This is a genomic window from Tumebacillus permanentifrigoris (assembly GCF_003148565.1).
GTDB lineage: Bacteria > Bacillota > Bacilli > Tumebacillales > Tumebacillaceae > Tumebacillus > Tumebacillus permanentifrigoris.
The window spans coordinates 421117-446477 of record NZ_QGGL01000001.1 but is presented as its reverse complement, the minus strand read 5'-3'; the positions used below and the strand labels follow the sequence as shown (position 1 = coordinate 446477).

Below are 25361 nucleotides of genomic sequence, written 5' to 3'. Positions count from 1 at the left end.
CCATGCGTAACTTCCAACGTAACGACGTCGACATCGCGAAAAACATTCGGATGATCGAATGGCTCAAAACCGAGTTGTTGGAGAATGTTGCCGGGCTGTTTCGGGGTTTTTTAAAAGGCAACGAAACCGTGTTGCTCGACTTCCTGTCCAACATCGTCGTGTTCAGCTATGTATTGGCGAGGCGGCTGGGGATCGATTTCCACGAACTGGACCGTTCTGTGGTCCAAAAAGTCGAACGCAGCATCGAATTGGGACACGAGGTTGAGGAATGGTACGGCGACCTCAGTGACCTGCAAGAACATATGAAACGGAAGCGTTAGTTCATGTAATTTCTGCTAGTTGTAGTGTACAATGGAATGAAACACTCGCTTTTTGCGGAGGAACAGCAGGGGACATGGCGGTTGGAAGTAACTCCATACGGAGAATGTCGCGGCTTTCTGTTATTCTACTATCAGAAGAGTCTCGTCCAACCCCCATGCTGTTCGAGCCCGCAATCAGGAAATGGAGGGCTTGTCACATGAAAGTTATTTTCGTACAAGACGTAAAAGGCCAAGGTAAAAAAGGCGAAATCAAGGAAGTCTCGACGGGTTACGCGAACAACTTCCTTTTCAGTAAAGGTCTGGCTGTTGAAGCGACGGCCGACAACCTCAACAAGCAAAAAATCGCTGCCGAAGGTGATAAGCGCCGTGCGGCACAAGTTCTCACCGATGCGAAGGAATTGGCCGACAAGTTCAAAGACTTGACGATCACGATCAAAACCAAGTCGGGCGAAGGCGGCCGTGTATTCGGTGCTGTCTCTTCCAAGCAGATCGCAGATGGCTTGAAGGAACAAGCGAAAATCACCCTTGATAAGAGAAAAATTCTCCTGGATGACGCGATCAAATCGCTTGGCACCACCGTGGTGACCGTCAAATTGCACCCGGAAGTGTCCGCCGAATTGCGCGTACAGGTAGTTGCGGAGTAAAACACCTATGATCAAAAAACTGCTTACGAAACTCAACCGAATTCCCGGCAGCAAACTTCATGAAAAGTTGGAGAACGAGGATGCGGTCCGTCGTCAGGTTACCGCTCTGTTCGGGGTTTTGAGCAGTATTCATGGACCGGACAAGCTGGTGCTGCGCGCCGGGAAGCTCGACAGCTTGAGCCTGATGCGTTCGAGCAACGTCGAGGACCGCGTGCTGGCTTTGCAACGGATCGTCTTTGAAAACCCTGGACTTGAGGAGCGCCCGAGCCCCGAGCGCATCCCCGAGATTCTCAACGAGGTCGAGGAAGCGTTGGCTGATTTCATCGCACGCAAAAGCGTCGAGGAAGACATCGAGCGCAAAGTCAACGACCGCATGCAAGAAAAGCATGACGAGTACCTGAAGGAAATTCGTCAACAACTGATCAAGGAACAGGCAGGCCCGGAAAACGCGCAAACGCTCAAAAAGTATGCGCGCCTCGAAAAGCTCGAGACGGTCAAGCTGTCCAAGTCGATGTTCGAAGCGGTTCGCCCGCAAGAGATGAGCCAGATCGTCGGACAGGAACAGTCCAAGCGCGCCCTGCTCTCCAAACTGGCGAGCCCGTTCCCGCAGCACATCATCATCTACGGACCGCCGGGGGTCGGCAAGACCACCGCTGCCCGGATTGCCCTGCAGGAAGCAGCACGACTGGCTTCGACTCCGTTTGAAGCTACTGCTCCTTTTATCGAAGTCGACGGCACCACGTTGCGTTGGGACCCGCGCGACATCACCAACCCGTTGCTGGGTTCTGTGCATGACCCGATCTACCAAGGCGCACGCCGCGACTTTGCAGACTCGGCAACACCAGAGCCGAAGCCAGGTCTCGTCACCGAAGCGCATGGCGGGATTCTGTTCATCGACGAGATCGGTGAACTCGATGCGATGCTCCAGAACAAATTGTTGAAGGTGCTGGAGGACAAGCGCGTCTCGTTCGATTCGCCGTACTATGACCCGGATGATACGAACGTTCCGAAGTACATCAAGAAATTGTTTGAAGAGGGCGCACCGGCAGACTTTGTGCTGATCGGCGCGACCACTCGCGATCCGTCGGAGATCAACCCGGCCTTGCGTTCGCGCTGTGCGGAGATCTTTTTTGAACCGTTGATCCCAGAGCAAGTCGAAACGATCGTGATGGAAGCGGCGGAGCGTTTGCATGTTCGGCTCGACGCGGCTGTTGCGAAAACGATCGCTCGGTACACCATCGAAGGTCGAAAAGCGGTCAACCTGCTCGCGGACGCTCATGGTCTGGCGGTTTACCGTTCCGGCGGCACGGCAGAGGACGAGGTGGAAATCTCTGCGAAGGACATCGATGAAGTGTTGCGTATGAACCGCATGGTGCCCTACGTGAAGGATCGTGAAACCGTGCAGTCGGAAGTTGGCAAGATCTACGGCCTCGGTGTGGCGGGATTCCTCGGCTCCGTTTTGGAGATTGAGGCGGTCGCGTACCAAGCCAGCGAAGCGGGCAAGGGTCGGATGCGGTTCAACGACACAGCCGGCTCGATGGCGAAGGACTCGGTGTTCAACGCCGCAGCCGTCCTGCGTCGGATCACCGGCAAAGACTTGCAGGATTATGACATCCACGTCAACGTCGTCGGTGGCGGTCGGATCGACGGCCCGTCAGCAGGTGTGGCGATCACGATGGCGATCTACTCGGCCTTGACCGGGAAAGCGATTCCGCAAAACCTCGCAATCACCGGCGAAGTGTCGATCCAAGGCAAGGTCAAGCCGGTCGGCGGCGTTTTTGAAAAGATCTTCGGTGCGCGTCAGGCGGGTGTATCCCGTGTCTTGGTGCCGTATGACAACCGCCGTGATGTGCCGGGTGACTTGACGGATGTCGAGGTACACTGTGTGCAGACGATCGACGAAGTGCTCGCCTTGGTTTTTGCCGAAGCGGGCGAGACAATTATTGCGAGCTAGCTTTTGGATTTGAAAAATAGCTTGCGATGCCAGAGAGAGCAGGAGGAGTTCGGATGACAGAGGAATTGATGGAACGAGTCCCTCCCCAGCATATCGAGGCGGAGCAGGCGGTGCTTGGCGCTGTCATGTTAGAGGCTGACGCGATGGTCACCGTTTCGGAGATTTTGCAGGTGCCTGACTTCTACCGGAAGTCGCACCAGATGATCTACGAAGCGATCCTGACCATCGCTGAATCCGGCGAGCCAGTCGACATCGTCACGGTGTCGAAAACGCTTGCGGACAGCGGACATATCGAAGAAATTGGCGGGGTCGCGTACCTCGCCAATTTAGCGAACAGCGTTCCGACAGCAGCCAACGTCGACCACTACGCGTCGATTGTGAAGGAAAAGTCGGTCCTGCGCCGACTGATCAACACCGCGACCAAAATCGCCTCCACCGGGTACCAAGGTGGCGATGTCAACGAGATGATCTCCGACGCGGAAAAGAAGATCATGGAGATCTCCCACGCCGGGAGTATCAACAAGGGCTTCACGCCGATCAAGGACGTTTTGCTCAACACGTTTGAGCGGATCGAATTTTTGTACAGCAACAAAGGCGGGGTGACCGGCATCTCGTCGGGCTATCCTGACCTCGACAAGATGACGAACGGATTCCAACGCTCCGACTTGATCATCCTCGCCGCCCGTCCAGCGGTTGGCAAGACCGCGTTCGCTTTGAACGTTGCCCAAAATGTCGCGGTGCGCTCCAACCAGACGGTCGCGATCTTCTCGCTGGAGATGGGCAAGGAACAGTTGGTTCAGCGGATGTTGTGCGCAGAGGCGAACATCGACGCGGGCCGGATGCGTTCCGGGTTCTTGGATGAGGATGACTGGCCGAAGCTGACGATGGCGGTTGGTACGCTATCGGAAGCGCCGATTTTTATCGACGATACGCCGGGGATCACGGTGACAGACATCCGGGCGAAGTGCCGCCGTCTGAAAGCGGAGCATGGGCTTGGGATGGTGCTGATCGACTACTTGCAGCTGATCTCAGGGAACGGCCGCACAGACAATCGTCAGCAGGAAGTCTCAGAGATCTCGCGGACGTTGAAACTGATCGCCCGTGAATTGGACACGACGGTCATCGCGTTGTCACAGCTGTCGCGTTCCGTCGAGTCGCGTCAGGACAAGCGTCCGATGATGTCCGACTTGCGGGAATCCGGTTCGATCGAGCAAGATGCCGATATTGTTTCCTTTCTGTACCGTGACGATTACTACAACCCGGAAACCGAGCGGAAAAACATCGTAGAGTTCATCATCGCCAAGCAACGTTCTGGGCCGACAGGGACGGTGGAGCTGGTGTTCTTGAAAAACTTCAACAAATTCGTCTCACTGGAAAGGGCGCCTGGAGCATGAGTGACGACCGCCAACGCTTTGACAACAACGATTGGCACGAAGGCATGATCCTGCCCAGCCGCAAAGACACGCACAATCGCAATCGGAAGAAAAAAGCAAAGCAAGCGAGCGCAGTCCGTGGTGCCTCCGTCGAACCCAAAGCTGAACTGGCTGCGACCACTTTTACAGAGCCTGTCGCGGAACCTGCTAGGGAACCCGTCGTGGAACCTGTTAGAGAACCTGAACCTGTCGTGGAACTTGCGGAACCTGCCACGGAGCATCCCTTAGAGGATCACCCGGCTCTACAGGAGATTCAACTGGCGAGGGCCGAGGCGACGGCTACGTCGGCTGTAACGGACGCTGTACGAATTCCTGATGTATCGTGGGCCGAGAAGCAGGCCCGTCTAGACGACGACCGTACACAGCACGAAGAGGCAGCGGGAGACGACGTCGATCCGCCGCCTTTTTTCACGACATGGCAACGGGTCATGCTGTGGACGGGCACGGCGCTGGTCACACTCTGTATCTTGGCGTGGGGCAAGATCGGGTATGTACACAACGTGCCGGACATCGTCCGCCACAACGTCTCTGCGTATGACCGAGGCCCGGCGTTCCTCGTCGTGAAGCCGTGGTGGTTTGGCCCGCCAGTGATCGATCTCGCTCAGTATGACCGCCCGGAGGAGACCCCGAATTGGGAGCTCTACCACGCGAGGCTGGGCGACTATGCTGGCATCGTCGAGAACCCGCACGTACTCTGGTACTATCGCAGTGACTTCCTGCTCAATTCATACTAAAAAAAGGTTCCCACATCTGTGGGAGCCTTTTTTACTTGAGCATTAAAAAACCTCATCCCCGCCACTCTTTCATAAACACGAACATTTCAGACGAGATGTCCTGAATTTGTTCGTGGTTTGCATTGACATTCCAGACGATCCTTGCTACACTTTTACTTGTTTCCGATTTGAGAGTAACCCCAACTTGTGTTGGGTATATAAATGTTGGAGGTGTTGTCGATATGGCAACGGTTGTTGTTGTCGGCACCCAATGGGGCGACGAAGGGAAAGGCAAAATTACGGACTACTTGGCAGAGAAAGCAGGAGTTGTCGCGCGTTACCAAGGCGGCAACAATGCAGGCCACACGATCTGGATCGAAGGCATCGAGTACAAGCTGCACCTGATTCCGTCGGGGATCTTCTACCCGGAGAAGCTTTGCGTAATCGGCAACGGGATGGTCGTCAGCCCGAAAGCGCTCGTCGCTGAACTGACCTACCTGAAGGACAAAGGCGTGTCCACCGAAGGTCTGCGGATCTCCGACCGCGCGCACATCGTGCTCCCGTACCACCTCAAGCTCGATGAGCTGGAGGAAGAAAGCAAGGGCGATGCGAAGATCGGCACCACGAAAAAAGGCATCGGCCCGGCGTACATGGACAAAGCAGCACGCATCGGCATCCGCATGGTCGACCTGCTCGACGCAGAAGAGTTCGCGACGATCCTCAAGCGCAACCTCGCGTTGAAAAACGACCTGCTCGTCAAACTCTACGGCGCCGAAGCGTTTGAATTCGACGCGATCTACAACGAATACCTTGGCTATGCAGAACAACTGCGTTCCTACATCACCGACACGTCGGTCGTCCTGAACGATGAAATCGACAAAGGCACCGACATTTTGTTTGAAGGTGCGCAGGCGTCCATGCTTGACATCGACCAAGGCACCTACCCTTACGTCACCTCTTCGAACCCGGTTGCAGGCGGCGTGACGATCGGTTCTGGCGTCGGCCCGACCAAGATCGACAAAGTCATCGGCGTCGTGAAGGCGTACAGCACCCGCGTCGGCGACGGTCCGTTCCCGACCGAATTGCTCGATGAAACCGGCGAGTTCATCCGTACCCAAGGCCGCGAGTTCGGCACCACCACGGGCCGCCCGCGTCGTTGCGGCTGGTTCGATGCGCTGGTCGTTCGCCACGCACGCCGCGTGTCCGGTCTGGACGGCATGGCGCTGACCCGCATCGACATCCTGACGGGTCTGGACGAACTGAAAGTCTGCGTCGGCTACAACTACAACGGGGAAACCCTGCGTGAGTTCCCGACCTCCTTCAAAGTGCTGGCAGCTTGTGAGCCGATCTACGAAACGCTGCCAGGTTGGAAGGAAGACATCTCGGGCGTGCGCTCGTATGAAGAGCTCCCGGAAACTGCGAAAGCCTACATCCGCAAGCTCGAAGAAGTCACCGGCGTCAACCTCGCGATCCTCTCCGTCGGCCCTGGCCGCGAACAGACGATCCCGGTCGTTGACCTGTACTAAGACGAGCAGACCCACAACTCAGCTCATGAGAAAAGACCGTGTCCCTTCGAGGGCACGGTCTTTTTTTGCAAGGCGGGCTGTGTGTAGGCTTAGTGGGTGCCACCGCATTCGTTGACGATTTTCAGGCAGGCTTCAAGCTGCTCGATCGGGGAGACGATGGTGACGAGGTAGTTGCGGCCGGACATCATCAGGCCATCCTCCGAGTCAAATCCATCCGACATCCCGGAGACGGCAGGGTCTGCACCGAGTGCGGCGCCGACATCACGAGAGATGCCTTCGCCGCCCTCGACGAGGTTTCCGTGGCTGCCAAAGTCGCCTTGGATCGGGTTGCGCAACATCTCCGTGCCATTGCCAGGCACCATGCTGAACTTGTCAACCTGAACATCCTCAATATCCAACTCATGCTGTACCCGCTCGGCCGCCACCTGCGCGTCATGCGGAGATCTAAAGTAGGCGAGAATCGCTTGTTCCTTGGGTGTGTTCATGCGCAATCCCTCCCTTTCCTCCACTAGTCTGCACAGGAGGAGGGGAGAGGACACGAGGAAATGTTAGGAGCATCACAGTTTTGTGTGCATGTTTCATGCTAAGATACAAACAATTAGATTGTGTGCAATCAAATAACACAAAACCATTTGGAGGCTGATCCTCGATGTCCGAACTGTACAACCTGTCCGCGAAACTGATCAACGGTGAGAGCAAGTCGTTTGCCGATTACGAAGGCCAAGTCCTGCTGATCGTCAACACCGCCAGCAAGTGTGGGTTCACCCCGCAATACAAGGGTCTGCAAGCGCTCTATGATCAATACCGAGAGCGCGGCTTCTCCGTGCTCGGCTTCCCAAGCAACCAGTTCGCAGGCCAAGAACCGGGCAACAGCGGAGACATCGAGGAATTCTGCCAGATCAACTTCGGCGTCAACTTCCCGCTGTACGAGAAATCGGATGTCAAGGGCGCGAACATCAACCCGGTCTTCAAATACCTGACCCAAAACGCGGGTGGCTTCCTCACTTCCGGTGTCAAATGGAACTTCACCAAGTTCCTCGTCGATAAAAAAGGCAATGTCGTCGAACGCTATGCGCCGACCACCGATCCAGCAAAAATCGCAGCCGACATCGAGAAGCTTCTCGCCTAGTCAAAAGGAGTCCACCTATGTCAGACGAGCACCTCAAACTAGACAACATGCTCTGCTTCGCGCTCTACGCCTGTTCCCGCGAGATGACGCGCCTGTACCGCCCGCTGCTGGACGATCTAGGTCTCACCTACCCCCAGTACCTCACGATGCTCGTGCTCTGGGAGGAGGGGGAGGCGACCGTCAAGCACTTAGGTGAGCGCATGTACCTTGATTCGGGCACACTTACCCCGTTGCTCAAGCGTTTGGAGCAGAGCGGGCTCGTCACACGCGAGCGCTCCCGTACCGACGAGCGCGTCGTCGTGATCGGGCTGACCGACGCCGGACGTGACCTGAAGGCACAGGCACAGGACATCCCGAAAAAACTGATGTGCAAAAGCAATCTCCAGATGGACGAATTCAATCATCTAAAAAATGAATTTGAATCCTTGCTCAAGCGCATGCAAGCGCTCAAGGACTAACCCGACAAGGCCCAAGGAGCTGACAGCTATGAACTACACCCTAGATACCCAAGTAGAAGGTCGTCAAGTCACGCTCGACGAGGTCCTCTCGTCACACGACCGCACGCTCGTTGCCTTCGTCCGTCACCTCGGCTGACCGCTTTGCCGAGAGTATCTCGCGCAGTTGCGTGAGTCCGCCGACGAGATCACTCGTCAAAATGTTGGAATCATCGCCATCACACCGGCAGCCGGCTCGCTGATCGCCAAGTACATCGATGCGTATGGACCGTATCCGTTTGAAGTGCTGGGAGACCCAGAACAGCACGCCTTCGAAGGTCTGGGGCACAACGTCATGCCCAAGTGGAAACTGCTCGGCATGGCAGCCCTCGGTTTTGTCATCGGCCGGATGAAGGACTTCAAGCCCAAGGAAGCCAACAAGCTCGAAGTCGTCAACGAATCCATGAAGACCTCCGACATCTACCAGCAAGGCGGCACTTGGCTGTTCGACCGCAAGGGCAACGTCCTCTGGAAGCACATCGACGAAACCCCTGGCGACCATGCCACGATCGAGCAAGTTCGCGCCGCGCTTTCCTAATTCCGAGTTGACAAACTAAATTAGTCGGATTATCATAATCTAGAGATTTGTCCCTAACTTGGTCAATTGAACAGCTCACCGTATGATACGGAGTTGCCCCTGCGAGCACAGCACGCAGGGGCATTTTTTAGACTAGAAAAAACACCTAGACCTGCACAGGTCTAGGTGTTTTTTCCGGCTCCCTCCAAATCCCCCGCAAAAACGGAATCATCAACACAAACACCGAGCCAAACACCGCAAAACTCACCGCCAGCACATTCCCTTGCACGTAATACTGCAACAACAGGAACACCACCAGCCCAATCGAGCGTCCGACTCCCAGCGGGATCTCGCGGATCACGACGTAATCCAACCGCCGCGCCTCATACTCCGGGTCCTTCTCAAACGACGCATACGTCCACGCGTAAAAGGACGTCGAGATCAAATTCATCCCCACATTCGCGAGCACCGTATACACCACCAGCGCCGCAAACGCCATCTGCAAACTCAACCACACCGAGGACACGCAAACCAACAGCGCCCCCAGCGCGTAGATCCGAAACCGATACTCCGGCCGCGACACCTTGGACAGCACGAGGGAGGTCAGCACCGAAACCACCGCTGCGAAAGTCGTGATGCCGCCCAGCGACAGTTCGCTTTTCAAAATCGCATACCCCATCATCGTAATCAAAATCGTCTGGTACACACCCTCGACAAATCCCGAGCCCATCGTGATCCAGTACATCCCGCGCCACTCGCGCGTGGGTTTTTTCCAGACGTTCCAGAGCTGGGACTGCTTGGCGATAAACTTGCCCTTGATCCGCATCGAGACCAGCACGGCGAGCAGATACCAGATCAGCGTCGTCGTGAACACCAAGTAGTACCCGGTCATCCCCTCCAAGCGATCGATCAACAGCCCGGACACCAACGGAGCCGCAATCCCTGCCAAACTGTTCAACAGATTGCTCAGGTACAAAAAGCGGTCGCGTCCCGCATCCCGCGTGCTATCGAGCGCCTGCATGTGCATCCCGATCGCGAAAAAGCTCGACCCAAGCCCGATCCCAAACCCGATCAGGCAGATGAAGTCGCCGGACGCTTCCTTCAAATACAGCACCATCGCATACGTCAGGATGAAACAGAGGATGCCCAACCGCAGACTCGCCATCGGTGACCGCCGCCGCGCCAACCGCGCACAGAGCGGAAAACTCAACACCACCACCAGCGAATAGATCATGCTATAGATCGCCAACAGGGTAAACGACGAATGCAGCTTCCAAATGAATACATTGATGAAGAGACCCGACATTGTACTTCCGAACGTATAAAGCGCCATCATCAACAGGTACAACCGAGACTCCCGCTCCATTCCCAAACCTCCTCTTTTCCAACCGGAAACGTTTCCAATAACCCTATCCTACTGCATTCCCCGACGAAGCAGAAGTGCCAAATATGCTACAATACGAGGTGGAGGTGACTTCATTCATGGACTACAAGATCCTCGTCGTCGACGACGAGCTTCCGATTGCAGATATTTTGAAATTTTCCCTTGAAAAAGAAGGCTACAGCGTGGTGCTGGCACATGACGGGCAAGAGGCGGTCGACAAAGCATCTGCTGAAACGCCCGACCTGATCCTGCTCGACATCATGCTTCCGAAAAAAGACGGCTTTGCCGTCTGCCAAGAGATCCGCACCTTCTCAAGCGTCCCGATCATCATGCTCACCGCACGGGACACGGAGATCGACAAAGTGCTGGGTCTAGAAATCGGCGCGGATGACTACGTCACCAAGCCGTTTTCCAACCGGGAACTGATGGCGCGCGTCAAAGCCAACCTGCGCCGCCAACAACCGGACACGGCCCGCAGCGACCAAAAACCGAAGTGGACGGTCGGAGATCTCGTCATCGACACGGGCACATATGAAGTTCGCAAGCATGATGTCAATCTCGACCTCACGCACCGCGAATTTGAACTGCTCGTCCACCTGATCAAACACCGGGGCACGGTGCTGACCCGCGAACAACTCCTGCAGGAAGTCTGGGGCTATGACTACTTCGGTGATGTGCGAACCGTCGACGTCACGATCCGCCGTCTGCGCGAGAAGATCGAGGACGACCCGAGCAACCCGGAATACATCCTGACCCGCCGTGGCGTGGGCTACACGCTGAGGAGGTAGACCTGCTTGCGGTTTGTACGCAGCATTCAATGGAAGCTGGTGCTGATGTACCTGTTGGTCATCCTCGTGGCGATCCAAGTCATCGGCTTTTACTTCATCCAGCGCGTCAACGAACATTTCCTAAACTCATTCCAAGAAAAAGTCAGCGGGCAAGCGCTCGTCCTCACCGACGTCCTGCCGCGCTACCTGAGTGACAACGGTGGCCAACATGACAGTACGCTCGACCTCGACTATCTCGCAGACTCGTTTGCCAACGTAGCGGGGGCGGAGATCAACGTCATCAATTCCAACTCGATCCTGCTCGCCACGTCGGGCAACAAGTCCTTCATCGGGCAGAAAAGTCTCCAGACTGAAGTCACACGCGCCTTGTTGGGCACACGCGTCGAGACGATCAAAGTCGATCCGAAAAACGGGCAGCGCTATCTCTACCTCTCGCTGCCCGTCAAAAAAGGCAAGCAAACGCTCGGTGTCGTCTACTGCATCGCACCGCTGTCGTCCGTCTACCAGACGATCCGCGACATCACCGTGATTTTCTACACCGGCACGGGGATCGCCGTGCTGTTGACGGCGTTTTTGATCATCTTGCTCTCCCGCACGATCACACACCCCATCGTCGAGATCACGAAAAAAGCGGGCGCGATGGCCCGCGGTGACTTTGAACAGGAAGTCTCGATTCGAAGCGACGATGAGATCGGGCAACTGGGCGAGATGTTCAACACGCTCAGCCGCCGCCTGCGGGAAGCTCTCAAGGAAAACGCACAGGAGAAGGACAAACTCGAAGCGATCCTTGAGCACATGTCGGACGGTGTCGTTGCAATCGGGGCGGATTACCGCATCCTGCTCGCCAACGCCGCTGCCGCCAAACTGCTGGGAGCCGATGAACCGGACCAGTTGCTGAACATGTCGATGAACTCGGTGATCGTTTTGCAAGACGATGAAACCGATTCTGCCAATTTGATGAGCGGCGAGCATGAATTCACGCTCGGCGGAACGTCTGGGCGCATCCTGCACGCGTACACCGCACCCTTTCGCGGGGCGGGGGAGGAGCGTGGGGCGGTCATCGTCCTGCGCGACGTCACCGAACAGGAGCGAGAGGATCGTGCGCGGCGCGACTTTGTCGCCAACGTTTCCCATGAGATTCGCACACCGCTGACCACGATCAAAAGCTACATCGAAGCGCTTGAGGACGGGGCGATCGAATCTCCGAACCATGCCCGCAAGTTTCTGTCGGTCATCCACACTGAGACCGATCGGATGGTGCGCATGGTGTCTGACTTGCTGCAACTTTCCCGCCTCGACTCCGGTCGGGAATCGTGGAAGTTCACCCAGCACAACCTGCGCGAACTGGTGCAAAACGCTTGCTTCCGCTTCGCCATGCAATTGCAGCGCCGCGAAGTGTCGCTTGCGTTCGAAGTGCCAACGACGCTCACCGTCAATGTCGACGCTGACAAGCTCGACCAAGTGTTTGACAACCTGATCTCGAACGCCATCAAATACACCCAAGACGGTGGGCGGATTCGCGTGATCGCCTACCGCCCCAGCGGCAAGTTCATCCTCGTCCAAGTGGTCGACACGGGGATGGGGATTCCCAAGGAAGACCTGCCGCAGATCTTCAACCGCTTCTATCGCGTGGACAAAGCGCGTTCGCGTGTGATGGGCGGCACCGGATTGGGCCTGTCGATCGCCCGGCAGATCGTCGAAGCGCATGGCGGCCAGATCCAAATCGACAGCGAAGAAGGACAGGGCACAGCGGTTTCCTTCACCTTGCCTGTCGCGACAGGAGGGAACGGCGCATGAAGCAGATGAGAGAACCCATCAAAAACGTCGCGCTGGCCGCCCTCGTCCTGATTTCCCTGCTGTTCTCACTGGGCATCTGGAGCAACACGCCGCAATACGAAGCGACCGACGACCAACCGCAGTACGCGAGCAACATCGGAATCAGTGACCCGAGTTTCTACCGTTCCTTCGAATCGGTGACCAACCCACGTGACATCGTGTTGCACTTTGGGGAGCAAAAGCACACCGTTTTCGTTCCCGGGCAACCCAGTTATGTCGAGGCGATGGACCTGTTGCACAAGTCCACGTTTTTTGAAACCGTCCTGACCAACGACTACGGCGAGGCGGAGTGGCGCAAGATCATCAATGAGTTGCCGGGTTTCCAGCTCGATTTTGATGCGACGCTGCCGGCGCCTACGCTGGGTGATTCGGGGTTGTTGAAGTTCAACACGCAGATCGACCCTGCGATGCAGGTCCAGTCGATCTACCTGTTCCATCTGCCGGAGGAAGCGGATTTTCACGCCTTGATCTACGGAGGACCAGACGGCCGCAACTACATCGCGCGCGTCGAGATGCCGCGGGATCGGATGAACAAACTGCTGGAAGTGGGGCGAAGCGCTCCGGCCTACGGGATGTTCGGCCAGAGCATCCACAAAAACTTCTACTTGCCCTTGAACGCCATCTCCTTGCAAAACTACGCGCTGGAGTTGAATTTGGAGACGCACAACCAATCGCTGGTCGATTCCTTTTTCCTCGACAAATCGTTGACATCGCGGGTTTTGGAGAAGGACGGTTCGCAGATTGTGACCGATGGCAGCCGCTCTGTGCGTGTCGGGGCGCTGGACAAGATCATCGAGTACCGCAACTTGGCGGTCGACCGCACCTCTGTCCGCCGCTCTGATGGTGAGTACGTGGTGGTGCGAGCGACGAACTTCGTGAACGAACATGGAGGTTTTACCGGGTCCGTTCTGCTCCACGAACTTGACACCACGAGCATGGGCGCTGACAAAAAGGACATCCACGACTACGTGTTCCGTCCTTATCAAAACGGCCTGCCCGTCATCGGAGACCTCTGTACGATCGACATCAGCCTCTACCGCAACGAAGTCGCCCAGATGCGGCGTTCGCAATACAGCGTCGTCAAAGCCTACTCTGACAAACGGGTGGAGATCATCTCGGGGCCAGAGTTGCTGAAACTGGTCGAGCAGAGCGTGTGGCTGGATCGCAACCGCATCACCAACGTCTACCTGGCGTATCTGATCGGCGACCCGCGCGACCAGATCTCCAGCCTGCATCCCGTGTGGGTAGTAGAACAAGCGCCAGATCGACGGATCGGCATGTTCGATGCGACCACCGGAGAGCGACTGCGCAGCGAGGAGGGGATGTTGTATGGATTGGAGTAAGGCGAAAACGTACTTCATCATCACCTTCCTGCTCCTCGACTTGCTGCTCGGCACCCAGTATTACAATGCACAGCGGGAGGCGGCCGAGTACGTCCAATCGTTCACCGCGCAATTGACGGAACTGAAGGATGTGCTGTCGGAACGCAAGATGACGCTGCAAACGGAAGTGCCGCGCGAGACGCCGACGATGCACTTCGTGCAGGCGAGCCACCCCAAAGCGCTCGTGACCGACATCGCCCGCGACACGTTGAGCGGGGCGAAACTGGTGGAGGATGACAAGAGCAAGGGCACGATGAAGTTCAAAACCAACTACGGCGAATTCGGAGTCACGGGGAATGGATTTTTCACGATGCGCTATCTCCCTTCGCGCCATGTGGAGGGAGATCTGAATTCTCCGAAGCTCGGGAGCGCAGTGCTTGCGAAAATCGACAAGACCATCTGGCACCAAGATCTGTATCGCGAGGACATCGTCAACCATGATCGCACCGTGATTCGCTACCTGCAAAGTTACCAGAAGTATCCGGTTTTCTCCGCGCTGCTGGAAGTCCATCTTCAAAATTCGGAGATCGTGGGCTATAATCAGAAGGCATTGGAAGTCGGAGTGGAGCAAGAGGGCGGACAGCGCGTGCTGTCTGCGATCTCCGCGTTGCGTGCAGTTGCAGAGTCACTCGACCCGGGGAGCTTGATGAACGTCAAGGAACCGGTCGCCATACACGATATCAAGCTAGGCTACTACAGCCCGAATTACGACGACGCGGATGTGTGGTACCTCTGGCCGATGTGGCGGATCGTCACCGACCAGAAAGTCTACTACGTCAACGCCTTCACCGGACAAGTGGAAAAAGGAACACCTTAGAACACCTGAGAGAGACAGAGGTAGTGGGAGGAACAGCGGTTGATACGCTTTAGCGTTTTGGCAAGCGGCAGTACGGGCAATGCGATCTATGTGGAAACCGAAGAGACCGCCGTGTTGATCGATGCGGGTGTCAGTGGCAAGCAGATCACCAACGCCTTGGCGGAGATCGGGGCAGACGCGAAAAAAATCAGCGCCCTGCTCGTCACCCACGAACATTCCGATCACGTGCGCGGAGTTGGCGTGATGTCGCGCAAGCAAGACTTGGACGTCTACGCCACCTCGGGCACGTGGGAAGGCATGGAGAAGTACGTGGGCGACATCAATGTTGAGAAGCAACACACCTTCACCGTCGGAGAATCGCTTTGCTTTGGCGACCTGAAAATTGAACCGTTCCCGATCTCGCACGATGCCCGCGAGCCGGTCGGTTTTTGCTTCTACCAAGGCGAGACCAAGTTGGCGTTGGCGACCGACCTCGGCTACGTGAGCACGCGGGTCAGGGACGCGATCGCTGGGGCGGATGCGTTCATTTTTGAATCGAACCATGATGTGGAGATGTTGCGGATCGGGCCGCACCCGTGGACGGTCAAGAAGCGCATCCTCGGCGACAAAGGCCATCTCTCCAACGAGACGGCGGGGGACACGCTGACGGAGGTTTTGTCGGGCAACTCGCAGGACGTGTACTTGGCGCATCTGAGTCCAGACAACAACATGCCGGAGATCGCGGAGATCACCGTGCGTGGCATTCTGACAGAGAACGGGTTCAACGTCGGGCAGGATGTCGTGCTGCATGACACCTATCGAGACAAGCCGACCCCCATGCAAACAATCAAGCGGATGTAACCAAAAAAAGGGCCCACCTCAAGCGAACGAGGTGGGCTTTCAATATAGAGAAGGGGGAGACAAAAGCAAGCTGCTTCACAGCTTAGTTGGCATACAGCGAACGATCCAGTTCCAGCGAGAGATCAGTATCGAGCTGACGGGCTTTTTGGATGACTTCTTGGCGGGTCAGGATGCCCTTGTCCACCAGAAGTTCCACCAGCGCGGTGAGAACGAGAGTGTTTTTGTAATCCACTTCCTTCAGATCCGCAAGTTGCGCGATCATATCAACCTCGCTGAGGCCGGTCAGTCGGTTCATGAGTGATCCCTCCAAAGTTCCGAACTTGTTTCGTTCGTGCCTACTGGATATTCTGACCATTGGGGAGGGAGAATATACCTTCTCTTAGAATTTCATTAGAAACGTGTGAAGAATGTCGCAACATAGTCGTGACCAGATTGTGAATTGGCAACCCTGACCCTTGAGGAGTAACACAACACGTTTGTATAATAAGAGTAACAACCGATACTGGTGAGTAGACAGACACCTACAAATGGGAGGTTCTTGATATGGGATACTACGACGATTTTGAAGAAACAAAACCAAAACGCAAGACTGGCGGGAACATGACCAGCTGGATCGCCGTGGCACTCGTCTCGGCAGTGATCGGTTCGGGTACGACTTTGGTGATAGTGCCGAAGCTGATCAACGCGAACGTGATCGAAGTGAACGGCAACAGTGCAAGCAACCACAACGCGACCACGACAGGTGGTACGTCGGTGGGTTCGGTCAGCAACATGTCGGTCAACGTCAACACGGGCATCACGGAAGCGGTCAACAAAGTAAAACCGGCGATCGTCGGGGTCTCGAACCTGCAGAAGCAAAAAGACTTCTTTGGCCGTACCAAAGCGACGGACAGCGAAGTCGGCACCGGTTCTGGTGTGTTGTTTGACAAAAAAGGCTACATCATCACGAACAATCACGTTGTGGACGGTGCCGATGAGATCGAAGTGGCGTTCGCAGACGGTAAGCATATCAAAGCAAAAGTACTGGGGACCGACTTCTACACAGACCTCGCCGTCCTGAAAGTTGATGAGAACGATGTGAAGGACATCACGCCGGCGGTGCTGGGCAATTCTGAATCGCTGAACCCGGGGGAACCGGCAATTGCGATCGGGAACCCGCTGGGGGCGAAGTTTGCACAGACGGTCACCGTGGGGGTCATCTCCGCGCTGAACCGTGAGCTCCCGGTGACCGACGAGCAATCGGGCCAAGAAGTATTTTCGATGAACGTCATCCAGACGGACGCAGCGATCAACCCAGGGAACTCCGGTGGGGCGCTGGTCAACATCAATGGTGAAGTGATCGGCATCAACTCGGCCAAGATCTCGTCGTCTGGTGTGGAAGGGATTGGGTTCTCGATCCCGATCTCCGAAGCGCAACCGATCATTCAACAACTGATCGACAACGGCAAGATCGACCGTCCGGTGATGGGGATCACGCCGGTGAACCTCGCAGAATTCCCGGCGAAGCAACGCCCGGATGTGCCGGTTGAGACGGGTGTCGTGCTGTATGAAGTATCGGACTATGCGAAAAAAGCAGGTCTGGCGCGTGGGGACGTCATCACCAAGATCGATGATGTGCAAGTAGACGACCAGATCGCCCTGCGCAAGGCGCTGTACAAGAAAAAGCCGGGCGACAAGATCAAGGTGGAGTACTACCGTGGTCAGGACAAAAAGTCGCTGGAGATGACCCTTGGCAAGCAAGGGGACGTGAAGTAAGCGAGTTTGGAGAGTCAGGATGAAAAAACAGGCAGGCCCAATTTGGGCCTGCCTGTTGTGTTTTGGACAAAATCGGGGGAGACTGCTAGTATAAGAGAACAAGCTAAGAGGTGAAACCGAGGTGGAATCTGTGTACGTAGTATGCAAAGAGCATGTTGAGATTGCGTTGGACGAGTTTGTAGACGAGTACGAAGGCCAAGCGCCCGATGTTTATAATTTGAAGGAGATCTCCTTCACCGCCTGGAATGCTCCAGCGAAGTGTGAGTTTTGCGACCAAAACCCGAAGTATCTGATTGTGTAGGGAGCGTTCTGGGTGCAGATAAATCTACTGACCGTAGGCAAGTTAAAAGAAAAGTATTGGGTGGGAGCCGTTGAGGAGTACAAGAAACGGCTCTCTTCGTATGCGAAGGTAAGCGTTGTCGAAGTGCCGGATGAGCCGACGCCGGATAACGCTTCGGCCGCGCAGGAGGAGCAGATCAAGCGCAAGGAAGCGGAGAAGTTGCTGGCGAAGGTCGGGGAGCGGGATTACGTGATCGCGCTGGCGATCGAGGGGAAGTCGATTACGAGCGAGGAGTTCGCCGAGCAGATTGATCGGATGGCGGGGCAGGGGTATAGTACGTTTACCTTTGTCATCGGCGGGTCTTTGGGGCTGCACGAGACGGTGTTGCAGCGGGCGAATTACAAGCTGTCGTTTTCGAAGTTCACGTTCCCACATCAGATGGTGCGGGCGATTTTGCTGGAGCAGGTGTATCGGGCCTTTCGGATTTTGCGGGGGGAGCCTTATCATAAATGAGTGTGAAATAAGAGGGGAGACCTTGCTATGTAATTACCGTAGCGGCGGTTTCTTTATGTTTATGGAGGTTTGAGAATTTATGGCAACGGGTATATCCCTACCCTAATCATTAAATCATAATATATGTTTTCGGTACACCTGTAAGAGAACAACTCTGGAGGATCGTTAGGGCATCAGCAGTTTATGACAGAACTATTTATTCAAGAGCAATAAAAATACTATGGGAGAAAAGCAGGAGATGAGTCGAATGGAGAGAAGATATTGTTAAATTTAAAAAACAAGGTGGGTAGACATGGACGACTATCCGTTGGCTTTCATTAGTAGGTGTTTAGATACCAAACATCTTTATACACGTGAAAGAAAAATACTAGCAATGCATTTAGGAGGTATTTCGCTTGAATGTTTGCTCAAAAAAACATGTTTTTTATACCATGGAATCACAAAATGGGGGGAAAGAAGCGTAAGAACAGGGGTGAAAATTACTAATCCAAAGCACCGTCTTTATAATATAGTTATGTTAATAGGCAGTCTACATACTCGTGTTGATGCAAATCCTTCGATTATGGATGCGATTGAAAAGGTACAAGAGCCCTGTGGGAAAGATTATATACTTTGGAGGTACCAAGGAGTAGAACCTTTACAGGCAGACTTTGACGCTTGGTATACTTCGTACCAGGAATTACTAAAATGGTTATTGGTGCAAGTAAAAACTCTTTGAAAGTGGTGAATATGTTATGCTTGATAAGAAATTGTTGGAGGGCGTCCTTCGAAATTATTATCAAAATAGATCTGAAGAATGGGTTCAGTTGAACTTCTCTCCTTCAGGGTTATTAAATATTACTGTTGTAAGTGATGTTTTCGAAGGGATGAGTAAAAAAGACCGTCTAGAAAATTTGAAATCCCAACTAGAAGAGGGTTTTGGATTTGGTTTTGTATATTTATTTACAGTTTTCGAAGCTGACGAATTGGAATTATTTTATTATGAAAATGAAACAGAATCTTATACACCCAAAACATGGGGGGATTTAGCATCAGTCTATCGTAATAATTATTCCAATGCTCAACAAAACATTGAAACAAAACCCGCTCAGCATAGTACTAGAACTGTGACTTTTTATTCCTACAAAGGAGGGGTAGGAAGGACAACAGCATTAGTACATGTAGCGAATATTCTCGCGAAAAGAGGGAACAAAGTTCTTTTATTAGACCTTGACTTAGAAGCACCGAGTTTACATATGATCTTTAATAAAATCTCGCCCATACCTCAATACGGGGCAATAGATTATTTTTATGAACGAGCTTACTCATCCTTAAATCACTATCAAATTCACATATCAGATATTATTAGGGAAGTACATTTAGAAAATACCCCGGGAAGATTGTTTGTTATTCAAGCTGGAAAGATTGATTTCTCCTATGTATCAAAAGTAGATGATTTGCGAGTTTCTGCCCTACAACAAAAAAACGTATGGGAGATCTTTAAGAATGATGCAATATCACAATTGCACCCGGATGTTATTTTAATTGATTCAAGAACAGGTATCAATGAATGGGGAGCCTTTTCGTTATTAGAAGCTGCAGATGACGTTATCTTGTTCATGTACCCTAACGAAGAGAATTTCGAAGGATTACGCCTTATATCAGAAGGGATAAGGAATGTTAAAGGACTTGGGAAAAACGTGAATTTCGTTCTGACAAAAGTCCCATCAAATAAAGAAGGAAAAAAGAGGGCAGAAGTATATTGGGAACGTATTTCGAAACTTAATGTGCAACAAAAAAATAGACAGACTGAGAATGATGATGAATACGAAATTGATGAAGCGGAGAGTGAATTTAAAGATTTGCCTTTAATTATTCATTACAATGCTGATGTTGCACTTTCTGAAACGTATCCAATTGATCATTTAACTTCTGTTTATGCTCCAGTAGCTAACTTAATCGATGAAGAAACGGAACAAAACAGGTTGAGGGTAATACTCTCAGGAACTAACAGGTGGGATATAATTGAATCCCTTGAATTCGAGACAGTGGATGCAAAGGATGAGCGTAACGATCTAAGTAAGGTATTTCAGAAGACTTCCGATTTTGATAAATTTGTAGATGAGAATACAGTAGTTGTTCATGGTCAAAAAGGTACAGGGAAGACCGCTCTCTATTGGATGTTACTCGTACACTTTGATCAGTGTAAGAAATTGTCTAAAGGAAGGTTGGACAAAGTACTAGCTGTTTCAGGACATGGACCATATTCTGCTAGACCAGGAAAAGAAGAGTATCGTTATTTAGATGATAAAATGGGAGAATCATTTTCTTGGGAGACATACTGGAGAGCCTATTCAGTACTAAGGCTGTATATAGAGAATAAGCTTCCTCCGTTTAGAAGAGGCAAGTTTTCCGTTATCTATGATAAGCTAAAGTTAGTTGGGAAAAATAATAAAAATTGGACGAAGGATCATACTGTTATATTATTGCAATTGATAAATGACATGGATATTAATATTTTGATTAAGGATTACTTGATATATATAAATGATGAGTATTCTAAGCGAGATCAAAGCGTTTGGCTTCTTTATGATGATCTAGATGAAGATATTCAAGAAAGGAGTTCGTATCAGTCTAGAGTGCTAGCTGGATTGTTTTATTTTATACGCTCAATTGATGGGCAAAAGCTATCAAATATAAAATTTAAAGTGTTCATTAGAGAGGATATATGGGAACGTCTGAATTTTACGAACAAGAGTCATTTTAATGGTAGAGATGTTTTGTTACAATGGTCGAGAATTGACTTCCTAAGATTAGCACTACGCCAATCCCTATATTCTCGACAGTACAAAGAACAAGTGGATAAGTTTTTCCCGATTCAAGATATTGATAACTCTTCAGAAGAATCCGTATTAAATGCACTGCAGATTTTATGGGGGATGAGAAGAGAAAAAAGTAGAAACTCTAAATATGTTGGGAGATGGGTACATGAACGACTTACTGATGCGTCGGGTACTACTTTCCCTCGAGTACTTGGATTACTATTAAGTGCAGCCAAAGAACATGAATTGCAGTATATTGATCAATCCCATGTTCCTTCACCAACAGACAGACTGTTGAGAAGTCAGTCTTTGAATGTGGGTTTAATAAGTGCCGCTAAACACAGAAGTAGCGAGATAAAAGAGGAATATCCTGAATTAGAAAATGTGTTTAGTAGGTTGCACAATTTCCCTGATATTTGCACTAAGTTAGATTTAGAGTCATTATTTAACATTAGTATGGCGAAAGAAGGCGGAGCAATAGATGATTTTATTACAACAATTAAAAATATAGGTTTGGCAAAAGAGGATTTTGTAAAGGGCGAGATTCAGTATAGATTTGCAGATATGTATGTTCATGGTTTCGGAATGAAGAGAAGCCATGGGCGGAAGCTATAAATAAAAAATATCCAGCCAACGAATAGTATTATCAGAAATAGGACACTTTTAATGTGTGAAGGTGCGACATGGCGTTTTGATAAAGGGTCGAGGGGAGCTTTGAATAACCCCGGCCCTTTGTTATGAAATAAAAAGGGAAACCAATTTTCCGTTGAAGTGGAGTATATGCCGCTGTAATCTGTTTAAAATGAGACCTGTATGTCATAGGAGGGATTAAAACGGGTTGGTGTGCCGTGTCGGAATTTGGCAGTATAGAGGGCAGGGGATCAACCTTTGAGGGTTTCTCGTTGCCTATTAGACGCTTCCCCTGTTGACCTAGACTACCTGCAGCCTTCTCCGTGCCGTCACGCAGGGCTACACCCTTCAGTAGCACTAAAAAGGAGCCTTCCCGTTGGGTGGTAGATTCACGTTTCTCACTTAGAGCGATACGCTGAACCCTACCATAAGTGACACCTCACCAACAGCTAGAATCTGTTGGCTGAATTTCTACATCACACCCCATTTCAAAGATTCAAGTTACAAATCAGGACAAGAGCCCTCTTGTGCCCCAGGCGCAAGAGGGCTTTTCTTGCTGACGACGGGATTGGGAACGACACAGTTTCCTCCTAACTAAATCCTAGTATATTTCGATAAATACAACATATTAGTAAAATTTTGGTTGCTAAAATTATTTAGTAGATAGTACTATAAATATAGTAATTGCAAAATCACAAGAGAAACAGGGCTGTCTAATGAAAAAATTCATCGCTTCCATGGGTGTTCTGGGCTTATTGATGTCGTTCAGCGCGACAAGCAGTTTTGCTGCTGCGGGAGAAGACCACCTCGACTATGGTCAATCGCTTCAAAAAGGACAACATCTCGTCTCCCAAAATGGTCTGTATTCCTTGGAAATGCAATACGACGGGAATCTGGTTTTGTACGGAAGAGGGACACATCTCTGGGATACCCACACGGGTGGGAACACCCGTGTGATGGGGGTGATGTTTTCGAATAGACTCTTCCTGCCCGGTGACAATGGGTATTCCCAATGGACTTCCGACAACTGGAATGGCGAATCGGGGAATTTGTTGAAGCTCCAAGATGATGGGAATCTGGTCATCTATGTGAACTCCTTTACCTACTATCGGGTTGTTTGGGATACGGGAACCAACCTGCGTTAAGGCGCAGTACAAAGCCAATGGCTTCAGATCGAAGAAAAAACTCCCTCGGTTGTATCTGAAACCGAGGGAGTTTTGATTTGATGGATAATTGTGCGTAGGACACGAAAAACTTGCACAAATAAGGTATAATGTAAAAAGTGCCGAGTTGTCGGTTTTGAGGATCGATACTTCTATACTTGGAAGAGAGTGAAATGAATGGGCCGTAAGTGGAACAACATTAAAGAGGGAAAAGCAAAGAACGACGCGCAGAAGACTCGTGTATTCGCAAAGTTCGGGATAGAGATTTTTGTAGCAGCAAAAAAAGGTGACCCGAATCCTGAGTCCAATGTAGCTTTAAAAGCTGTGTTAGAACGTGCGAAGACATACAATGTACCAAAAGCCATCATCGATCGTGCGTTAGAGAAGGCAAAAGGCGGCTCTGACGAGACCTATGATGAGCTTCGGTATGAAGGCTTCGGGCCTAACGGTGCTATGTTGATCGTCGATGCTCTTACAAATAACGTAAATCGCACGATATCTGATGTCCGGGCTGCTTTTAAGAAAAACGGTGGCAACTTAGGCGTGAACGGGTCCGTAGCGTATATGTTTGATTCCGTGGCTGTTATTGGTCTCGAAGGGAAATCGGAAGAGGAAGTTCTTGAGACCTTGATGGAAGCAGATGTAAATGTACGTGACATTGTTACGGAGAATGATCAGGTCATTGTGTATGCAGAACCCGATGAATTCCACGCTGTACAAGAAGCATTGAAAAGCGCAGGAATTTCGGAATTCACGGTGGCAGAACTGACAATGCTTCCTCAAAACGAAGTTACGCTTGAAGGTGACGCAGAAGTATCTTTCCGCAAGCTGATCGACACGTTAGAAGACCACGACGATGTACAACAAGTCTACCACAATGTAGATTTTGGTGATGAGTAAGCGTTACCTTTTCGAGAAAGTATCAAGCCGCCATTTTAGGCGGCTTTTTTGTACCCGTTCACACGGATTCAATGATAGGACGAAGGGAGCTTTTTGGAATCGAATGCACTCATCATATTGACCAATATAATATGTGTTGATATAATATGAGCACATACAAAGTGGGGTGTAAAACGATGTGGGAATTCGAGCATACTATTACGACTGAGGCTAAAAAGGAAACGATTTGGGCGTTGTACAGCAATTTTTCAAAATGGACGGATTGGGACAAAGGAATTATTTTCGCCTCCTTAGAGGGTCCGTTTGTCCAAGGTTCAAAGGGATTGTTACAACCGGAAGGCCAGGAACCATTACCTTTTGAACTTACCAATGTCGAACCGTTGCGCGGTTTTTCGGACGTAACCGATATTCCTGACGCCGGTATTCAGATTCACTTCACGCATCTTTTGGTGGAATTGGCCGAGGGCACCAAGGTTACTCACAAAGTAACGATCAGCGGTCCAAATGCCGAACAACTCGGACCCCAGATCGGGGCTGGGTTTGCTGAGGGGATTCCAACTACTATGGAGAGTCTGGTTTCTCTGGCTTTGGAGAAGGAACGTGAACATGCCGCTGAATAATGGAGCCAGCACACCCTGTCGTTATTGGATTGGCGTCGTTTCTGCTTCCCATGTGGAGAAGGGGGTGGAAGGCGGTTTCGCCCAGCTCTGCCACGGGAAGGCAGCGCCGTTAAGACGGATGAAGGCCGGAGATTGGCTCATTTATTACTCCCCCCGTACAGATATGGTGAACGGGGAGCCGCTTCAAGCATTCACGGCGATCGGGCAGGTCGAGGACGACAAGGTATATGAATATCAGATGTCCGAGTCTTTCGTGCCTTTTCGCCGCAATATTCGATATCTGGCCTGTAGGGAAACGAAAATCTCGGGTCTGCTGGAGCTCCTTAGCTTTACCCAGGGAGTGAAAAACTGGGGGTATCCGTTTCGTTTCGGCCATTTAGAGATATCGCGGCAAGATTTTCGGGTCATTGCGAATGCGATGTTGAACGAGGTGGGAGGAAGTGCAAGTGAAATCCAATTTCAATGAGGCGGAGGAAAGCCCGGGTTTTATGCTGTGGCAAGTAACAACAACTTGGCAAAAGGCGATGCGGACTGCATTAGAACCGTTTGATCTGACACATCCGCAGTTTGTTCTGCTCTTTTCCGCCAAATGGTTAAATGAAAGAAATGATCATGCCGGTATCACCCAAGTTCAATTGGCCCAGCATGTGAAGATCGATGTAAACGTTACGTCACAGGTGCTGAGAACGTTAGAGAAAAAAGGATATATACAACGCAGCCCTCACCCCACTGATTCGAGAGCAAATGTCATATCGGTAACCGCATCTGGAGACGAGATCGCTTCACGCGCGGTTCAAGCTGTAGAAGAGAGGGACCGAGCGTTCTTCTCCGTTCTAGGCGATGAGGTCGGGGATTTGAACCGACTTTTGCAGATATTGATCAAGGGCTAAGACAAACAAGTTAGTAACCACCCTTGCCTTAG

27 protein-coding genes are annotated in these 25361 nt (G+C 51.9%); 24 read left to right on the top strand and 3 right to left on the bottom strand.

From position 1 onward, the window contains the following. The first annotated feature begins 2 nt into the window (after window positions 1–2). From C7459_RS01980 to C7459_RS01955, 6 genes are all read left to right on the top strand, one after another. On the top strand, window positions 3–320 hold the full coding sequence (locus C7459_RS01980; RefSeq protein WP_109685720.1) for a MazG-like family protein: 318 nt from the start codon (window positions 3–5) through the stop codon (window positions 318–320). A 197-nt stretch (window positions 321–517) separates the two neighbouring features. Next, entirely contained in the window at window positions 518–964 is a 447-nt protein-coding gene (gene rplI / locus C7459_RS01975; RefSeq protein WP_109685718.1) for a 50S ribosomal protein L9, read from the top strand. A 7-nt stretch (window positions 965–971) separates the two neighbouring features. Continuing rightward, the gene (lonC, locus tag C7459_RS01970) at window positions 972–2918 is read left to right on the top strand and encodes a Lon family ATP-dependent protease (protein WP_109685716.1); all 1947 of its coding nucleotides are present in this window, start codon (window positions 972–974) and stop codon (window positions 2916–2918) included. 53 nt (window positions 2919–2971) lie between these two features. Then, complete coding sequence (gene dnaB / locus C7459_RS01965; RefSeq protein ID WP_109685714.1) at window positions 2972–4312, top strand: replicative DNA helicase; 1341 nt, start codon at window positions 2972–2974, stop codon at window positions 4310–4312. Beyond that, window positions 4309–5085, top strand: a complete 777-nt coding sequence (locus C7459_RS23580) for a hypothetical protein (RefSeq protein ID WP_211320319.1) — start codon at window positions 4309–4311, stop codon at window positions 5083–5085. The genes dnaB and C7459_RS23580 overlap by 4 nt, the downstream gene beginning before the upstream one ends. Window positions 5086–5306: 221 nt before the next feature. Beyond that, window positions 5307–6590, top strand: coding sequence for an adenylosuccinate synthase (locus C7459_RS01955; protein ID WP_109685712.1), 1284 nt, complete (start codon window positions 5307–5309; stop codon window positions 6588–6590). 89 nt (window positions 6591–6679) lie between these two features. Here the strand turns inward: C7459_RS01955 and C7459_RS01950 are convergent, their stop codons facing one another. After that, on the bottom strand, window positions 6680–7075 hold the full coding sequence (locus tag C7459_RS01950; RefSeq protein WP_109685710.1) for a hypothetical protein: 396 nt from the start codon (window positions 7073–7075) through the stop codon (window positions 6680–6682). 164 nt (window positions 7076–7239) lie between these two features. Here C7459_RS01950 and C7459_RS01945 point away from each other — a divergent pair, with 164 nt between their 5' ends. The 3 genes from C7459_RS01945 to C7459_RS01935 all read left to right on the top strand — a co-directional run bounded on the left by C7459_RS01945 (window position 7240) and on the right by C7459_RS01935 (window position 8751). After that, window positions 7240–7719, top strand: a complete 480-nt coding sequence (locus tag C7459_RS01945) for a glutathione peroxidase (RefSeq protein ID WP_109685708.1) — start codon at window positions 7240–7242, stop codon at window positions 7717–7719. Window positions 7720–7736: 17 nt separating this feature from the next. Then, window positions 7737–8177 carry a MarR family winged helix-turn-helix transcriptional regulator gene (locus C7459_RS01940; protein ID WP_109685706.1) on the top strand — a complete coding sequence of 147 codons (441 nt, stop codon included), beginning with the start codon at window positions 7737–7739 and terminating at the stop codon, window positions 8175–8177. 163 nt (window positions 8178–8340) lie between these two features. Next, on the top strand, window positions 8341–8751 hold the full coding sequence (locus tag C7459_RS01935; RefSeq protein WP_109685704.1) for a peroxiredoxin-like family protein: 411 nt from the start codon (window positions 8341–8343) through the stop codon (window positions 8749–8751). Window positions 8752–8896: 145 nt separating this feature from the next. Here C7459_RS01935 and C7459_RS01930 read toward each other — a convergent pair whose 3' ends face one another. Beyond that, on the bottom strand, window positions 8897–10096 hold the full coding sequence (locus C7459_RS01930) for an MFS transporter (protein ID WP_109685702.1): 1200 nt from the start codon (window positions 10094–10096) through the stop codon (window positions 8897–8899). A gap of 116 nt (window positions 10097–10212) precedes the next feature. Here C7459_RS01930 and yycF point away from each other — a divergent pair, with 116 nt between their 5' ends. The 5 genes from yycF to C7459_RS01905 are packed head-to-tail and all read left to right on the top strand — an operon-like array spanning window position 10213 to window position 15777. Then, entirely contained in the window at window positions 10213–10902 is a 690-nt protein-coding gene (gene yycF, locus C7459_RS01925) for a response regulator YycF (protein WP_109685700.1), read from the top strand. Window positions 10903–10908: 6 nt separating this feature from the next. Further along, window positions 10909–12699 (top strand): ATP-binding protein, encoded by a 1791-nt coding sequence (locus C7459_RS01920; RefSeq protein ID WP_109685698.1) that lies wholly within the window; start codon window positions 10909–10911, stop codon window positions 12697–12699. Beyond that, complete coding sequence (locus tag C7459_RS01915) at window positions 12696–14081, top strand: YycH family regulatory protein (protein ID WP_109685696.1); 1386 nt, start codon at window positions 12696–12698, stop codon at window positions 14079–14081. The genes C7459_RS01920 and C7459_RS01915 overlap by 4 nt, the downstream gene beginning before the upstream one ends. Further along, window positions 14068–14937 (top strand): two-component system regulatory protein YycI, encoded by an 870-nt coding sequence (gene yycI / locus C7459_RS01910; protein ID WP_170119204.1) that lies wholly within the window; start codon window positions 14068–14070, stop codon window positions 14935–14937. Before C7459_RS01915 ends, yycI begins: the two co-directional genes overlap by 14 nt. A gap of 42 nt (window positions 14938–14979) precedes the next feature. Beyond that, window positions 14980–15777: an MBL fold metallo-hydrolase gene (locus C7459_RS01905; RefSeq protein ID WP_109685925.1), complete on the top strand. Its 798-nt coding sequence runs from the start codon at window positions 14980–14982 to the stop codon at window positions 15775–15777. A gap of 82 nt (window positions 15778–15859) precedes the next feature. On the opposite strand, the gene C7459_RS01900 is transcribed toward C7459_RS01905, so the two are convergent. Further along, window positions 15860–16072 (bottom strand): hypothetical protein, encoded by a 213-nt coding sequence (locus tag C7459_RS01900; RefSeq protein ID WP_109685691.1) that lies wholly within the window; start codon window positions 16070–16072, stop codon window positions 15860–15862. 248 nt (window positions 16073–16320) lie between these two features. On the opposite strand from C7459_RS01900, the gene C7459_RS01895 reads away from it, so the two are divergent. The 10 genes from C7459_RS01895 to C7459_RS01855 all read left to right on the top strand — a co-directional run bounded on the left by C7459_RS01895 (window position 16321) and on the right by C7459_RS01855 (window position 25329). Beyond that, window positions 16321–17532: a S1C family serine protease gene (locus C7459_RS01895; protein WP_109685689.1), complete on the top strand. Its 1212-nt coding sequence runs from the start codon at window positions 16321–16323 to the stop codon at window positions 17530–17532. Between the two features lie 130 nt (window positions 17533–17662). Beyond that, complete coding sequence (locus C7459_RS01890) at window positions 17663–17833, top strand: CxxH/CxxC protein (RefSeq protein ID WP_109685923.1); 171 nt, start codon at window positions 17663–17665, stop codon at window positions 17831–17833. A 12-nt stretch (window positions 17834–17845) separates the two neighbouring features. After that, entirely contained in the window at window positions 17846–18325 is a 480-nt protein-coding gene (gene rlmH / locus C7459_RS01885; RefSeq protein WP_109685686.1) for a 23S rRNA (pseudouridine(1915)-N(3))-methyltransferase RlmH, read from the top strand. A 292-nt stretch (window positions 18326–18617) separates the two neighbouring features. Beyond that, window positions 18618–19043 carry a hypothetical protein gene (locus tag C7459_RS22925; RefSeq protein WP_146200926.1) on the top strand — a complete coding sequence of 142 codons (426 nt, stop codon included), beginning with the start codon at window positions 18618–18620 and terminating at the stop codon, window positions 19041–19043. A gap of 16 nt (window positions 19044–19059) precedes the next feature. Then, window positions 19060–21741 carry a MinD/ParA family ATP-binding protein gene (locus C7459_RS01880; protein WP_109685684.1) on the top strand — a complete coding sequence of 894 codons (2682 nt, stop codon included), beginning with the start codon at window positions 19060–19062 and terminating at the stop codon, window positions 21739–21741. A 731-nt stretch (window positions 21742–22472) separates the two neighbouring features. After that, window positions 22473–22901: a lectin gene (locus C7459_RS01875; RefSeq protein ID WP_109685682.1), complete on the top strand. Its 429-nt coding sequence runs from the start codon at window positions 22473–22475 to the stop codon at window positions 22899–22901. A gap of 195 nt (window positions 22902–23096) precedes the next feature. Beyond that, window positions 23097–23819 (top strand): YebC/PmpR family DNA-binding transcriptional regulator, encoded by a 723-nt coding sequence (locus tag C7459_RS01870; RefSeq protein WP_109685680.1) that lies wholly within the window; start codon window positions 23097–23099, stop codon window positions 23817–23819. 176 nt (window positions 23820–23995) lie between these two features. After that, window positions 23996–24439 (top strand): SRPBCC family protein, encoded by a 444-nt coding sequence (locus C7459_RS01865; RefSeq protein WP_170119203.1) that lies wholly within the window; start codon window positions 23996–23998, stop codon window positions 24437–24439. After that, on the top strand, window positions 24426–24905 hold the full coding sequence (locus tag C7459_RS01860; RefSeq protein WP_109685676.1) for an EVE domain-containing protein: 480 nt from the start codon (window positions 24426–24428) through the stop codon (window positions 24903–24905). Before C7459_RS01865 ends, C7459_RS01860 begins: the two co-directional genes overlap by 14 nt. Further along, the gene (locus C7459_RS01855) at window positions 24886–25329 is read left to right on the top strand and encodes a MarR family winged helix-turn-helix transcriptional regulator (protein WP_211320318.1); all 444 of its coding nucleotides are present in this window, start codon (window positions 24886–24888) and stop codon (window positions 25327–25329) included. Before C7459_RS01860 ends, C7459_RS01855 begins: the two co-directional genes overlap by 20 nt. Window positions 25330–25361: the final 32 nt, after the last annotated feature.

Bases quoted from the DNA above. Each gene is read 5' to 3' on its own strand.
- C7459_RS01980 (WP_109685720.1), top strand. From the start codon at position 3: ATGCGTAACTTCCAACGTAACGACGTCGACATCGCGAAAAACATTCGG.
- rplI (WP_109685718.1), top strand. From the start codon at position 518: ATGAAAGTTATTTTCGTACAAGACGTAAAAGGCCAAGGTAAAAAAGGC.
- lonC (WP_109685716.1), top strand. From the start codon at position 972: ATGATCAAAAAACTGCTTACGAAACTCAACCGAATTCCCGGCAGCAAA.
- dnaB (WP_109685714.1), top strand. From the start codon at position 2,972: ATGACAGAGGAATTGATGGAACGAGTCCCTCCCCAGCATATCGAGGCG.
- C7459_RS23580 (WP_211320319.1), top strand. From the start codon at position 4,309: ATGAGTGACGACCGCCAACGCTTTGACAACAACGATTGGCACGAAGGC.
- C7459_RS01955 (WP_109685712.1), top strand. From the start codon at position 5,307: ATGGCAACGGTTGTTGTTGTCGGCACCCAATGGGGCGACGAAGGGAAA.
- C7459_RS01950 (WP_109685710.1), bottom strand. From the start codon at position 7,075: ATGAACACACCCAAGGAACAAGCGATTCTCGCCTACTTTAGATCTCCG.
- C7459_RS01945 (WP_109685708.1), top strand. From the start codon at position 7,240: ATGTCCGAACTGTACAACCTGTCCGCGAAACTGATCAACGGTGAGAGC.
- C7459_RS01940 (WP_109685706.1), top strand. From the start codon at position 7,737: ATGTCAGACGAGCACCTCAAACTAGACAACATGCTCTGCTTCGCGCTC.
- C7459_RS01930 (WP_109685702.1), bottom strand. From the start codon at position 10,096: ATGGAGCGGGAGTCTCGGTTGTACCTGTTGATGATGGCGCTTTATACG.
- yycF (WP_109685700.1), top strand. From the start codon at position 10,213: ATGGACTACAAGATCCTCGTCGTCGACGACGAGCTTCCGATTGCAGAT.
- C7459_RS01915 (WP_109685696.1), top strand. From the start codon at position 12,696: ATGAAGCAGATGAGAGAACCCATCAAAAACGTCGCGCTGGCCGCCCTC.
- yycI (WP_170119204.1), top strand. From the start codon at position 14,068: ATGGATTGGAGTAAGGCGAAAACGTACTTCATCATCACCTTCCTGCTC.
- C7459_RS01900 (WP_109685691.1), bottom strand. From the start codon at position 16,072: ATGAACCGACTGACCGGCCTCAGCGAGGTTGATATGATCGCGCAACTT.
- C7459_RS01895 (WP_109685689.1), top strand. From the start codon at position 16,321: ATGGGATACTACGACGATTTTGAAGAAACAAAACCAAAACGCAAGACT.
- C7459_RS22925 (WP_146200926.1), top strand. From the start codon at position 18,618: ATGGACGACTATCCGTTGGCTTTCATTAGTAGGTGTTTAGATACCAAA.
- C7459_RS01880 (WP_109685684.1), top strand. From the start codon at position 19,060: ATGCTTGATAAGAAATTGTTGGAGGGCGTCCTTCGAAATTATTATCAA.
- C7459_RS01875 (WP_109685682.1), top strand. From the start codon at position 22,473: ATGAAAAAATTCATCGCTTCCATGGGTGTTCTGGGCTTATTGATGTCG.
- C7459_RS01870 (WP_109685680.1), top strand. From the start codon at position 23,097: ATGGGCCGTAAGTGGAACAACATTAAAGAGGGAAAAGCAAAGAACGAC.
- C7459_RS01865 (WP_170119203.1), top strand. From the start codon at position 23,996: ATGTGGGAATTCGAGCATACTATTACGACTGAGGCTAAAAAGGAAACG.
- C7459_RS01860 (WP_109685676.1), top strand. From the start codon at position 24,426: ATGCCGCTGAATAATGGAGCCAGCACACCCTGTCGTTATTGGATTGGC.